Source organism: Neobacillus sp. B24 (assembly GCF_055381825.1).
This window is the reverse complement of sequence record NZ_AP035777.1, coordinates 35,001-47,209: the sequence shown is the minus strand read 5'-3', so window position 1 is coordinate 47,209 and position 12,209 is coordinate 35,001. Positions and strand designations below refer to the sequence as shown.

The 12,209-nt window shown below is 41.8% G+C and carries 13 protein-coding genes and 2 rRNA genes (1 of these 15 only partly in view); 1 reads left to right on the top strand and 14 read right to left on the bottom strand.

Annotated elements, in window-relative coordinates; genetic code table 11:
• Positions 1 to 134 precede the first annotated feature (134 nt).
• Entirely contained in the window at positions 135 to 905 is a 771-nt protein-coding gene (locus ACZ43M_RS00235; RefSeq protein ID WP_464505543.1) for a TatD family hydrolase, read from the bottom strand.
• A gap of 120 nt (positions 906 to 1,025) precedes the next feature.
• The gene (metG, locus tag ACZ43M_RS00230; protein WP_464505542.1) at positions 1,026 to 2,996 is read right to left on the bottom strand and encodes a methionine--tRNA ligase; all 1,971 of its coding nucleotides are present in this window, start codon (positions 2,994 to 2,996) and stop codon (positions 1,026 to 1,028) included.
• A 479-nt stretch (positions 2,997 to 3,475) separates the two neighbouring features.
• Here metG and ACZ43M_RS00225 point away from each other — a divergent pair, with 479 nt between their 5' ends.
• A complete protein-coding gene (locus tag ACZ43M_RS00225) occupies positions 3,476 to 3,760 on the top strand; it encodes an AbrB/MazE/SpoVT family DNA-binding domain-containing protein (RefSeq protein ID WP_464505541.1) in 285 nt (94 codons plus the stop codon).
• A gap of 40 nt (positions 3,761 to 3,800) precedes the next feature.
• On the opposite strand, the gene rsmI is transcribed toward ACZ43M_RS00225, so the two are convergent.
• From rsmI to ACZ43M_RS00165, 12 genes are all read right to left on the bottom strand, one after another.
• Positions 3,801 to 4,673, bottom strand: a complete 873-nt coding sequence (gene rsmI, locus ACZ43M_RS00220) for a 16S rRNA (cytidine(1402)-2'-O)-methyltransferase (RefSeq protein WP_464505540.1) — start codon at positions 4,671 to 4,673, stop codon at positions 3,801 to 3,803.
• Positions 4,651 to 4,941, bottom strand: coding sequence for a GIY-YIG nuclease family protein (locus ACZ43M_RS00215; protein WP_464505539.1), 291 nt, complete (start codon positions 4,939 to 4,941; stop codon positions 4,651 to 4,653). The genes rsmI and ACZ43M_RS00215 overlap by 23 nt, the downstream gene beginning before the upstream one ends.
• A complete protein-coding gene (locus tag ACZ43M_RS00210; protein ID WP_464505538.1) occupies positions 4,928 to 5,671 on the bottom strand; it encodes a tRNA1(Val) (adenine(37)-N6)-methyltransferase in 744 nt (247 codons plus the stop codon). The genes ACZ43M_RS00215 and ACZ43M_RS00210 overlap by 14 nt, the downstream gene beginning before the upstream one ends.
• 65 nt (positions 5,672 to 5,736) lie before the next feature.
• Positions 5,737 to 6,123 carry a DNA replication initiation control protein YabA gene (gene yabA / locus ACZ43M_RS00205; RefSeq protein ID WP_464505537.1) on the bottom strand — a complete coding sequence of 129 codons (387 nt, stop codon included), beginning with the start codon at positions 6,121 to 6,123 and terminating at the stop codon, positions 5,737 to 5,739.
• A gap of 12 nt (positions 6,124 to 6,135) precedes the next feature.
• The gene (locus ACZ43M_RS00200) at positions 6,136 to 6,963 is read right to left on the bottom strand and encodes a PSP1 domain-containing protein (protein ID WP_464505536.1); all 828 of its coding nucleotides are present in this window, start codon (positions 6,961 to 6,963) and stop codon (positions 6,136 to 6,138) included.
• Between the two features lie 2 nt (positions 6,964 to 6,965).
• Positions 6,966 to 7,964 (bottom strand): DNA polymerase III subunit delta', encoded by a 999-nt coding sequence (gene holB, locus ACZ43M_RS00195; protein WP_464505535.1) that lies wholly within the window; start codon positions 7,962 to 7,964, stop codon positions 6,966 to 6,968.
• Between the two features lie 25 nt (positions 7,965 to 7,989).
• On the bottom strand, positions 7,990 to 8,319 hold the full coding sequence (locus ACZ43M_RS00190) for a cyclic-di-AMP receptor (protein WP_066321919.1): 330 nt from the start codon (positions 8,317 to 8,319) through the stop codon (positions 7,990 to 7,992).
• Positions 8,320 to 8,546: 227 nt separating this feature from the next.
• Positions 8,547 to 9,179, bottom strand: coding sequence for a dTMP kinase (tmk, locus tag ACZ43M_RS00185; protein ID WP_464505534.1), 633 nt, complete (start codon positions 9,177 to 9,179; stop codon positions 8,547 to 8,549).
• A 27-nt stretch (positions 9,180 to 9,206) separates the two neighbouring features.
• Positions 9,207 to 10,649: an aminotransferase class I/II-fold pyridoxal phosphate-dependent enzyme gene (locus tag ACZ43M_RS00180; protein ID WP_464505533.1), complete on the bottom strand. Its 1,443-nt coding sequence runs from the start codon at positions 10,647 to 10,649 to the stop codon at positions 9,207 to 9,209.
• Between the two features lie 74 nt (positions 10,650 to 10,723).
• Positions 10,724 to 10,939 (bottom strand): sigma factor G inhibitor Gin, encoded by a 216-nt coding sequence (locus ACZ43M_RS00175; protein ID WP_464507907.1) that lies wholly within the window; start codon positions 10,937 to 10,939, stop codon positions 10,724 to 10,726.
• 579 nt (positions 10,940 to 11,518) lie between these two features.
• Positions 11,519 to 11,635 (bottom strand): 5S ribosomal RNA (rrf, locus tag ACZ43M_RS00170).
• A 200-nt stretch (positions 11,636 to 11,835) separates the two neighbouring features.
• A 23S ribosomal RNA gene (locus ACZ43M_RS00165) occupies positions 11,836 to 12,209 on the bottom strand (it continues 2,562 nt past the right edge of the window).

Here is a 12,209-nt window from a genome sequence, read left to right as displayed (position 1 = left end):
ATTATGCACAATATTAAAAATATTGCAAAGGGAAACTTATCGACACGGTTATCCTATGTAGAAAAGGAGACATGTAGAACTTTTTGTTATTAGAAAAAATTTGGACAAGCTTCTTTGGCTTTCGACAAAATCCTTTAGCATTTTATGGCGAATAATTTTTTAGCATTTCGTGTCGTGGCTTCCGCTACCTCCTCATACGTTAATCCCTTTATTTCGGCAATTTGTTCGGCAACCAGCTTTACATAACTTGGCTCATTTCGTTTACCACGGTACGGATGGGGTGCCAAATAAGGACAGTCTGTTTCAATTAACAGCTTGTCTAAAGGAATCTCTGCTGCCACTTCTTTTGGTTTTTTGGCATTTTTGAAGGTGACTGGACCACCCAAAGAAATAAAAAAGTTCATTTTCACACATTCCTTTGCAGTTTCCGCGCTGCCGCTGAAGCAATGCATAATTCCGCCTACCTCTTCTGCCCCTTCTTCCTTCAAGATCTCAACGATATCCGCTGTTGCCTCACGATTATGAATAACAATCGGCAGCTTTACTTTTTTGGCAAGCCGGATTTGTCTGCGAAATACCTCTTGCTGAATATCCTTCGGCGACTTGTCCCAATGATAATCAAGCCCCATTTCACCTAAAGCCACAACCTTAGGGTGTGCTGCGAGTTCTTCAATCCAAAGCAAATCTTCATCCTTCATATCAATGGCATCAACAGGATGCCAGCCAACACAGGCATAAATAAACTCATATTTTTCTGCCAGTTCCATTGCTCTTTCAATAGTTGGGCGATCAAATCCTACCACAACCATAGTAGAAACTCCCTCATTTTGTGCTCGTTCTATCACATCTTCCAGGTCATCATGATATTGCTCTGCATTTAAATGCGCATGGGTGTCGAATAACATACTAGTCCCTTCTTTCCTTTATTCATCAAGGAATTACATAAATAGTTTATTTTTGAATTCACATAGAAAAAAGGGGAATATTCACGAAAATTGTTACACGTGAAACATTCCCCTCTCTTATTATTTCACCTTCGAACCATTCGGAAGCGATTGATCCACAGTGGCAACGGATAGCTTACCGTCTTTTGATCCGGCTAGAATCATTCCCTGTGACAGTTCACCGCGAAGCTTGACCGGTTTTAGGTTCGTAATACAGATTACTTTACGGCCGACAAGTTCCTCTGGTTTATAATATTGGGCAATCCCAGATACAACTTGACGTTTCTCATAGCCTAGATCAAGTTGTAGCTTTAACAATTTATCCGCTTTTTTCACTGGTTCGCACTCAACAACCTCTGCCACTCGCAAATCTACTTTCATAAAATCATCAATTGAAATTTCTGCGAGTTCTTCAGGTTTCTCTTCCTGCGTTGCTTGTACTTCTGGCGTATCCACAGGAGCCGTCCCTCCTTGCATCTTAGTTTTAATAAATTCTACTTCATCAGCAATTTCCAATCTCGGGAATAACGGCGCATCCTTCTCAACCTTTGTACCACTTAGGATTGTGCCAAAGGTTTCAAGGCTTTCCCATGTTTTCAAGTCGTCATCCTGAATACCCAGCTGTTTAAAGATTCCATTTGGCGTCCTGGTTAAGAACGGCTGCAGTAGAATCGCAGTCCGGCGCAGTGATTCAGCTAAATGCACCATCACACTGGCCAATTCGCTTCTGCGAGCTTCGTCCTTAGCCAATGTCCATGGCTGGGTTTCATCAATATATTTATTGGTACGGCTGACCAACTGCCAAATCGCTGTTAATGCAACGGAAAACTCCATCTTTTCCATTGCGTCCACATATTTTGTGACGGTTTCCCGGTTTACTTCGAGCAGTGATTCATCAAATTGACCAATTGAGCCGGCATATTTAGGTGTAATGCCAGCAAAATATTTCTCAATCATCGCTACTGTACGGTTTAATAGGTTCCCTAGGTCATTGGCAAGGTCAAAATTGATTCTTTCAACGAATCCTTCTGGAGTGAACACGCCGTCAGCACCAAACGGCACTTCCCTTAATAAATAATAGCGAAGGGCATCCAGACCATAACGGTCGATTAATGTGACCGGATCGACAACATTACCTTTTGACTTTGACATTTTTCCATCCTTCATCAACAGCCAGCCGTGCGCAAACACTTTCTTTGGCAACGGAAGATCAAGGGCCATTAACATAATCGGCCAATAAATCGTATGGAAACGAACAATTTCCTTCCCGACGAGGTGAACATCAGCCGGCCAGTATTTTAAGTAGTTGGTATTATCCTCGGTACCATAACCAAGAGCGGTAATATAATTGGATAACGCATCGATCCAAACATAAATAACGTGTTTCGGATCTCCCGGCACCTTAATGCCCCAGTCAAATGTTGTCCTTGATACGGCCAAGTCCTCAAGCCCCGGTTTGATAAAGTTATTAATCATTTCATTCTTGCGGGATTCCGGCTGAATAAATTCAGGATTTTCTTCGTAGTATTGCAGCAGGCGGTCGACATACTTACTCATTTTGAAAAAATATGATTCTTCTTTTACCTTTTCCACCGGACGGCCGCAATCGGGACAATTTCCATCGACAAGCTGGCGGTCAGTATAAAAGGATTCACACGGAGTACAATACCAGCCTTCATATTGATCAAGATAAATATCCCCTTGCTCCAGCAGTTGGGCAAAGATTTTTTCGACAATCCTTTTATGTCTATCCTCGGTTGTCCTAATAAAATCATCGTAGGAAATCTCAAGCTTATCCCAAAGTTCCTTGATTCCAGAGACGATTGTATCGACATAAGCCTGCGGTGTAACTCCTTTTTCCTCGGCATTGCGCTGAATCTTTTGCCCGTGCTCGTCCGTTCCAGTCAAATACCTGACATCAAACCCTCGCATCCGCTTGTAGCGAGCCATCGCATCTCCAGCCACAGTAGTATAAGCGTGGCCAATATGTAAATTTCCACTTGGATAATAAATCGGTGTGGTAATGTAAAAAGTCTTTTTGTCTTCTACCATTGTTAGCCCTCCCTTAAGGCAAATCGCAAGCAATCCCCACCTATTCAGTATTGCCCGTTTTTTCCCTTCTATATCATCAAAATATACCTAAAATTGAGTGTAAGTGCAAGAAACCATCATTTATAGATTCCATTTTTTTAAAATATTTTCCTTTTCACACCCATAAATTTAATTTTTATACCGAAGTATATTGTGAAAAAAAGAGAACTAATGTAGAAATTTGTCGAATTTTCGACAAAACCTTGATTTATTAGGTTTGTACTACAATAATATTAGAAACCTAATTCCATAGGGTTTTTCAGCTGAAAACGCTATCATATCAACATTTATGTTACAGGAAAAATTTTTCAATTATTTTTCAAAATAAAATAATTGACGGATATGGGAAAGGCTGGTATTATTAGGGTAAAGAAATTTGTCGAATAATGACGAATTATAATAGAAATAGATTGCTAATTTATGAGAGGAGATTTAAAAAAATGAAATCTACTGGTATCGTTCGTAAAGTTGATGAATTAGGTCGTGTGGTTATTCCGATTGAATTAAGACGTACTCTTGGTATTGCTGAAAAAGATGCACTTGAAATCTACGTGGATGATGATCGCATCATCTTAAAGAAATATAAGCCAAACATGACTTGCGCTATCACTGGCGAAGTTTCTGATGATAACATGGCACTTGCAGGCGGCAAGTTAATTTTAAGCCGTGAAGGTGCAGAGCAATTAATAAAAGAAATCCAAAACAACTTTGAAACTGCAAAATAAAAGAGAGCTCCGTGGAGCTCTCTTTTATTTTGCGATATTGTTAATCAATATGATATGCCTGATAAACATCCCGTTTATTCAAACCCCTGTCCTTTGCAGTCTGTTTTATTGCATCCTTTGACGTCATGTTTTTAACTGAAATATAGTGGTCGACATGTTCTTCCACTTTCATGTGTGCCCACCAGTTCTCTGCCTCATCGGTTTTGGCCACACCGCCTTCGACAATGATGCAAAACTCACCGCGAACTTCCTCCTGATTGGCCCATACCACCGCTTCTTCGATACTGCACCTGATAAACTCCTCAAATTTTTTCGTTAATTCCCGGCATAAGGCAAGTTTGCGGTTTCCCAAAACCTCTAACATCAAGGTTAAAGTATCCTTCAAGCGATGCGGTGACTCGTAAAATATGAGCGTTGCTTCCTGATGCTTCAGTTCATCCAATTCCGCACGCTTTTCCTTTTTATTGCGATGGAGGAAGCCATAAAAATAAAACGGCTGACAGACAAGTCCAGAAGCAATCAATGATGTCAGAGCGGCATTGGCTCCTGGCAGCGGCACAACCGTGAACTGTTCTGCAATCGCCTGAGAGACGAGCTCGTAACCGGGGTCGGAAATCGCTGGCATCCCAGCATCACTGACCAAGGCAATTTTCTGGCCATCCCGCAATTTTTGCAGCAGCTTCTCTCCACTGCTCTCTTTATTATGCTCATGATAGCTGACCACGGGATTATCAATTTCATAGTAATTCAGCAGCTTTTTTGTGTTTCTTGTATCTTCTGCCGCAATTAAATCCGCTTCCTTCAAGATTCGAATTGCCCGGAAGCTCATGTCCTCCAAATTGCCAATTGGGGTCGGGACAAGATAAAGAATCCCCTTCTGTTCCTCATTCTCAAAACTCTTTTGCTGCCACATCAACATCACCACTCGTTTCTCGAACTAAATACTCTAGTTTCTGCTTGCGGGTTAACTTTTTAAAAAAGTATTCCGCACTCATTGCCTCACTTTTGTTATCGTAGCTTTTATAAAAGGTTAACTTAACCGGGCCTCTGCCCCGTGTATATTTGGCACCTTTGCCTTCATTATGCATCTTAACTCTGCGGTCCAGATTGTTTGTGTAGCCTCCATAAAGACTCCCATCAGCACAGGTTAACACATAGAAATAATGCTCATTCTTCTCCATATAAAATCTCTCTAATTTGTTTCGTATATTCATCTTGTTCATTATAGACAATGATTGGCGGAAGAATTTTTATATCGGGACTTCCGTCCTTAATCGCCTCAACCAAAACCGTATTGGCTTCCTTCCCCAGCTTCGGATAAACAAATTGGATTCGCTTTGGCTCGAGCCGGTATTCGCGCATTAATGTAATAATATCCAATAACCTTCCAGGGCGATGGACAAATGCCACTTTTCCACCTTGCTTCACCAACTCGCTTGAAGCCTTGATCGCATCCTCCAATGTACAGAGGATTTCATGACGGGCAATGGCTAGATGTTCATTAGGATTAATTTCGGCCTTTGGCGGGGTTTTAAAGTAGGGTGGATTGCATGTGACAACATCAAATTTGCTATAGCCCAACTGCTTAGGGATGTCCTTAATATCACCATGAATCATCCTAAGGCGCTTTTCCAGGCCATTATATTCAATGCTGCGAACTGCCATATCGTAAAGACGCTCCTGGATTTCAACACCGATTATGTTTCCTTTTGTCCGGGCGCTTAAAAATAACGGGATTACCCCATTTCCGCTGCACAGGTCGACTAAATTGCCTTTTTGGATTGGGACATAAACGAACCTTGCCAGCAAAACGGCATCGAGTGAAAAGGCGAACACGGACGGACTCTGGATAATCCGTAAATTTTCCGCCAACAAATAATCAAGTCTTTCATCAGCTTTCAAGTTGACCACAATTACCATCCTAACTAAATATATGTATGAAAATAGAGGCTGACGGTCATCAGCCTCTCCCAAAATTATTTCTTATTAAGAAAAGATAAACAGAATAAACAATCGCCTTCCTTACGCAAGCTTCCAAAATGCAAATTGCAAATATGAAAGCCTTCGTGATACAGACGTGCTAAATTATCATAGCCTTCGCCAACATCAAACGCTTTGCCGCCAGGAGTTGGACTCGTGGTCACTCCTCCAGCGCCTTGCTCAAGTTTCTTCTTGCCATCTTTTCTGTCTGTTTCCGTGGTTACATCTAAACGGCGTCTTAAATGTTCATTTTCTAGCTTTAAACTATGGTTCTCTTCTAGTATTTCAGCTAGATGCTCCTTCAATTCCCCGAGCTGTTGGTAAAGATGGCCAATCTGAGTTTCCATATTACTTACTGATTCAAATATTTCTTTTTTATCCACGTCTTACACCTCTTAATCTGTGGATTGGATTGAAAAGGCACCTTCTTTAATGATTTCATCCAAAGTATACTCTAGAACCCGGTCTTGTCCTACCATTTCTACTTGCATTACGCGTTCCAGAATATTTAAACCTACAACTTTTCCTAACCCATTTGGTGTTTGAATGGTTTCACCCAAATCAGGCAGCTGCTCTTTGGCAGATTCATATTCATCATTTTCATATTTTAAGCAGCACATCAACCTGCCGCATAAGCCGGAGATTTTCGTAGGGTTCAGCGATAAGTTTTGGTCTTTGGCCATTTTTATTGATACCGGGTCAAAGTCTCCCAAAAACGTGGAACAGCATAACATCCTCCCACATGGGCCAATACCGCCGAGCATTTTTGCTTCATCGCGAACACCTATTTGCCGCAGCTCAATCCTTGTGCGAAAAATCGCTGCCAAATCCTTTACAAGTTCCCGGAAATCCACCCTTCCATCTGCAGTAAAGTAGAAGATGATTTTATTCCGGTCAAATGTATATTCAACATCAACCAGCTTCATATCCAGTTGATGTTCAGTTACTTTTTCATTGCAAACTTCATACGCTTCCCGAGCTGCCTGCTTATTCTCCTCAACAATCATCCGATCCTTGGGATCCGCAATTCTAACTACCTTTTTTAACGGCAGGACAACATCATTCTCGTCCACCTGTTTCTTGGCAATTACTGCTCTGCCGTATTCCACACCGCGGACGGTTTCGACAATGACAAAGTCATCCTTTTGAATTGGGAGGTCTCCGGGATCAAAATAATAGATTTTCCCCGCTTTTTTAAAGCGTACTCCTACAACATCATACAAAATCAAGATCCCTCCTGCAAATTTAACACCAGTTGCTCCATCATTAGCTGAGGATTCATGTTCGCTTGCAGCTTTCTTTTTGCATCAAGAATAGCTGACATTTGAGCCGTTAAGCGCCGTCCAGATGTCCGTAAGGCAAATTGCTTCAGCCTATCTGTTTCTCCCTTGAAAACAATTTGCTCCTCTTTATCCAGTTGTATATATAGTAAATCTTTAAAAATAAGAAGTAATAGATCTAAACCACGATATTGCTGTTCTTTTTCTTTAAAGTGAGGGAACCATTCTGTTTGAAGCGTGACCATCGCCTCCAATTGATTCTTTCCCAACACCTCATATAATTTTACCACTATTTTTTGGGCTTGTGCAAACCATTCATCGACATTTAGTTCTAGCGCCTCATCGAGACTATTGGTCAAGTGCGCTAACAGCGGTGCCTTCCTAGCCTCTACACCATTTTCAATCAATTGCTTTACCAATATTTGTGGCGGGAGCGGCTGAAATGATAACGTCTGGCATCTTGATAGAATAGTTGGCAGCATTTGCTGTGGCTGTTCGGTGAGCAAAAAAGCAGTTGTCTCCGCATTCGGTTCCTCTAGGAACTTTAGCAAACTATTGGATGCGCTATTGCTCATTTTATCTGCATGGACTAGCAGATAGACCTTCCGTAATGATTCCACGCCCTTCTTCGAAAATTCTGCCTGCAGGTTTCTAATTTGATCAACTTTAATCGATTGTCCATCAGGCTCAACAAGATGAATATCGGGATGATTGCCGCTTTGAATCCTTCGGCAATTATGGCAGGACTCGCAGGGCTTATAGCCATCGATTGGTGATTCACAAAATAGGGCACGCGTGAGCAATAAGGCAATTTCCCTTTTTCCGGTCCCTCTTTGGCCTTCGAAAAGGTAGGCATGGGCCACCCGACTTTTTACTATGCTGTTTTTTAACATCCTTAGAACTGCCGGTTGCAGTTCCTCCAGTTGATCCCATGTATTAACCATGCTTATCACTCACTAACTTTCATAATTAAAAATGCAAAAACTGCTCAATTGGCAGAACAAATACGGTTGCTCCCCCGACCTCTACTTCGACTGGGTAAGGGACATAGGAATCGGCGTTTCCGCCCATCGGTGATACAGGTGACACCAGCTGTTCACGGGCTCTGCAGTTATCCTTGATAATTTGGAGGGCACGATCGACGCGAATATCCTCGGTACCGATAATAAATGTGGTATTTCCCGACTTGAGAAACCCACCTGTACTGGCAAGCTTGGTTGCCCGAAAATTATTTTCCACCAATGCCTTTGATAAACGGTTACTATCTTGGTCTTGAACTACTGCAATAATTAACTTCATCCTATTCACCCTCTCCTTCATTTTCCCGGTACTTGTTAGCTTTTTCTATATTATAACAGTTTATTGGCGTACGTTCATACGCAATCATAGAATGAAAGAAAATTTAGTTCTTTTCCGTAAATGGAAACTTGCCGAATGGCGAGTCCGTTAGGACGGTTCATGAGGCTTAGTTGAATTTATGCGTTCAGAATTTATGGAAATAAATTCTGATTAGCTAAAAAAAAGCCTTACAACGCAGGCTTTTTTTGTGCTAACTTTGCTTGGATCAGTTCTAGGGTTTTTGTGAATACATCATCAATCTCTCCTGAAGCATCAATTTTCACAATTCGATTAGGAAACCGTTCCATTAAAATATGGTAGCCCTCTCTTACCCTTTGATGGAAATCAAGATTTTCAAGATCCAGGCGATTAATCTCTCTACCTTTATTTTTATTAATCCGGGTTAAACCTAACTCCGGTTGAATATCAAAATAAATCGTTAACTCCGGCATCATTTCCTCAATGGCAAATTGATTAATCGACCACACCTCATCAATTCCCAAGCCGCGGGCGTACCCTTGATAAGCCAATGAGCTATCAACAAACCGGTCACACAAAACTACTTTACCTGCTTCAAGTGCAGGCCTTACCCGTTCAGCTAAATGCTGCCTTCTGGCGGCAGCATAGAGCAATGCCTCTGTGCGCGGGTCCATTGCTGTATTTTCTTTTGCTAATATCACCTGGCGAATCTGTTCTGCTATATCAATCCCGCCTGGCTCGCGTGTAACCAGCACATTTTGCAGATGTTCCGCGACCATACCAAGAATCGTTGTCTTTCCTGCCCCGTCCGGCCCTTCAAATGTAATAAATACTCCGTTCATTTATAAAACCTCCAAATCTGTTATTTCTTAAGTTGCCCGGAAAACTTTCAACAAACCCTGTTTCAGCAAACCCCCGCCTTGAAACCGCGCTCCCGTTGCCAATAATTGTTGCAGCTGAGCCAATTTGTCCGCTGTTATTTGTTCCCCTTTTAGCAGCAGCGGGATTCCTGGTGGATACGGGAGGATGGTTTCCGCACAAATACGACCATAGGCTGCACCAATAGCTAGTTCCTCTGTTTCCAGGTTATCCATTTCTTTATAGCCGAGAGCCAAGGCTGAAATTTTATGTATAGTATCCTGCAGGTCTTTATCTACAATTTTGCATGAAGTTTCTGTTTCCAAAGCTTGCTTTATTTTTGCTGCAGTTTCAGCAATGGGATACGTTTGCCCCGCTTTTAATAACGGGAATACCAACAATACATTGTATGGGTCAGCCAATTCCGTATAGATTCCATACCCTTCAAATCGCTTTTGCAGTTCAAATCCGCTTAACTTACAACGGGACTGAATGGTTATTTTTAATAAATCTCCTTGGCCTGCAGGGAAATCTAACACTTTTATTGTTGAAATATTACGCAATTCTCTTTTAAAATAAGCAATTTCAGACAGTAAGTAAGCCAAGTCGTTTTGTTCATATGCAGCTATATAAGCCCGTGCCAAATCAAGCGATGCCATAATAGGATAGGATGGGCTGCTTGATTGGAACATCGCCAAATAATCACCCAGTTTATCCAAATCAATCAACCTGCTGTTGACATGCAAATACGACCCCATTGTCATTGCCGGGAGGGTTTTGTGGGCTGATTGGACAACTATATCGGCACCTAAAGACAAGGCTGATGCCGGAAACGGTCTGCCGACAATCAGGTGGGCACCGTGCGCCTCATCCACCAAAACGGGAATGTTATGTGAGTGTGCTTCCTTTACAATGGCCTGCATATCGTTAACCATTCCATAATAATTCGGGTAGGTTAGGATCACCGCTTTAGCTTCAGGATATTGGTGAATCGCTTCCTTCACCGTTAACGGACTAACTCCGCCGGCAATTTTCCATTCGCTATTATATTCCGGTTCGAGAAAAATTGGCCGTGCCTTAGCAAGCTTTACGGCATTTAACACCGATTTATGGCAGTTTCTTTGAACTAACACTTCATCATCTTCAGAACAAACCGCCATAATCATCGCCAAATTCCCTACCGTGGAGCCATTGATTAGAAAAAAGCTTTTGTCTGCCTGATAAAGTTCAGCTAAAAGAGTTTGAGCTTCTAAAATCGCTCCTTCCGGCGAATGCAAATCATCTAAGCCCGATAACTCTGTGGCATCAAGCGACAGTATATTTTGGAAAAAGGTATCTTTGCTTGCATCAAAAACGCGTCCATATTTATGTCCGGGTACATGAAACGAGATTGGCCCCTTTCGGACATGTTCTGCCAACGCATTATATAAAGGTACATTCAGTTGCTTATTCATCTTCTTACATCCTTTTAAGAGTCTTATCTATTTTCTCGTTTTAAGCAAAAAAAATAAAGCCCTTAAAGGACTTATCATGAAAATATTTCTGGGGTTGTGATTTTTTTTAGCTGTTTTAAAAAATATTTATACCTGGGATCACTTGTATCAGTTTGAATTAAATCATGTTCACACTCCGTACAAATGAAAGAAGTGTATAGATGTATACCTTTTGGTTTTAGATTCTCACAAATAACGCATTTGTCCTCAAAATGATTATGTGCCAATAAACTCAATCTCTCCACCTCCATACACCCATTCTTTCCGCCAACTGCCATTTGTATACAATTTTTCGAATTTTCCTGGCCTCAGTAAATATTTTATGTTCAATTTTTCGTTTGGGTGTATGTCTAATGGTGAATTCTTTGCGAACAATTCGTACTTTTTTCAGTTTCAGCTTAGAGGGAAGTTTTTTATGCTCTATTGGCGTAGTTAGCGGGGAAATTATGTGGTGTTACTGCTCCAATGGATGCTTTTGGCGCAGCGGATGGTAGAAAAATCGTGGATCACTATGCAATAAGCTGTATTGGCATAATATATGGATAAAAATTTGTACTTTACTGCTCCAATAGGTTCTATTGGCGTACTTTATGGGTAAAAATTCGGAGTTTTGTTTACCAATTATAGTTTGAAAAAATTATATCCGCGGTTTTCCTGCGGATATCCGCGAAAAACAAAATATATCCGCGTTAATTTGATTTTATCCGCGAAAAAACAAATATATCCGCGAAACTCCCAATATATCCGCGAAACTCCATTTTTCAAAGCCAATTACCCTTTTAATAAAACAACACAAAAAAGACAACCATTTTTCAGGTTGTCTTTTGCTAGCCCGGCAACGTCCTACTCTCACAGGGGCTTTCGCCCCAACTACCATCGGCGCTGAGAAGCTTAACTTCCGTGTTCGGTATGGGAACGGGTGTGACCTTCTCGCCATAGTTTCCAGACTATTTTTTTGAGGTTCATTCCCTCAAAACTAGATAATGCAGAAGAAGTATTAGTAAACCGAATAATCATGTTGACTTGTCTAGCTTCGGCTCCTAACTTCTCGGCCGTTTCGGTCCGTCCCAACAAATCCAAAATCGGGATTTGCCGTGCCGGCCCTCCAACGTCTGTCGAAGTTGGACAGTCGCCTCCGCTTTTCTATTTGGTTAAGTCCTCGATCGATTAGTATCAGTCAGCTCCACATGTCACCATGCTTCCACCTCTGACCTATCAACCTGATCATCTTTCAGGGATCTTACTAGCTTGACGCTATGGGAAATCTCATCTTGAGGGGGGCTTCATGCTTAGATGCTTTCAGCACTTATCCCGTCCGCACATAGCTACCCAGCGATGCCTTTGGCAAGACAACTGGTACACCAGCGGTGCGTCCATCCCGGTCCTCTCGTACTAAGGACAGCTCCTCTCAAATTTCCTGCGCCCACGACGGATAGGGACCGAACTGTCTCACGACGTTCTGAACCCAGCTCGCGTACCGCTTTAATGGGCGAACAGCCCAACCCTTGGGACCGACTACAG

Excerpts from the sequence above, each read along its gene's own strand:
- ACZ43M_RS00235 (WP_464505543.1), bottom strand. The coding sequence starts at position 905 with ATGTTATTCGACACCCATGCGCATTTAAATGCAGAGCAATATCATGAT.
- rsmI (WP_464505540.1), bottom strand. The coding sequence starts at position 4,673 with ATGTGGCAGCAAAAGAGTTTTGAGAATGAGGAACAGAAGGGGATTCTT.
- ACZ43M_RS00175 (WP_464507907.1), bottom strand. The coding sequence starts at position 10,939 with ATGGAGGTGGAGAGATTGAGTTTATTGGCACATAATCATTTTGAGGAC.
- metG (WP_464505542.1), bottom strand. The coding sequence starts at position 2,996 with ATGGTAGAAGACAAAAAGACTTTTTACATTACCACACCGATTTATTAT.
- ACZ43M_RS00225 (WP_464505541.1), top strand. The coding sequence starts at position 3,476 with ATGAAATCTACTGGTATCGTTCGTAAAGTTGATGAATTAGGTCGTGTG.
- ACZ43M_RS00215 (WP_464505539.1), bottom strand. The coding sequence starts at position 4,941 with ATGGAGAAGAATGAGCATTATTTCTATGTGTTAACCTGTGCTGATGGG.
- holB (WP_464505535.1), bottom strand. The coding sequence starts at position 7,964 with ATGGTTAATACATGGGATCAACTGGAGGAACTGCAACCGGCAGTTCTA.
- ACZ43M_RS00190 (WP_066321919.1), bottom strand. The coding sequence starts at position 8,319 with ATGAAGTTAATTATTGCAGTAGTTCAAGACCAAGATAGTAACCGTTTA.
- tmk (WP_464505534.1), bottom strand. The coding sequence starts at position 9,179 with ATGAACGGAGTATTTATTACATTTGAAGGGCCGGACGGGGCAGGAAAG.
- ACZ43M_RS00180 (WP_464505533.1), bottom strand. The coding sequence starts at position 10,649 with ATGAATAAGCAACTGAATGTACCTTTATATAATGCGTTGGCAGAACAT.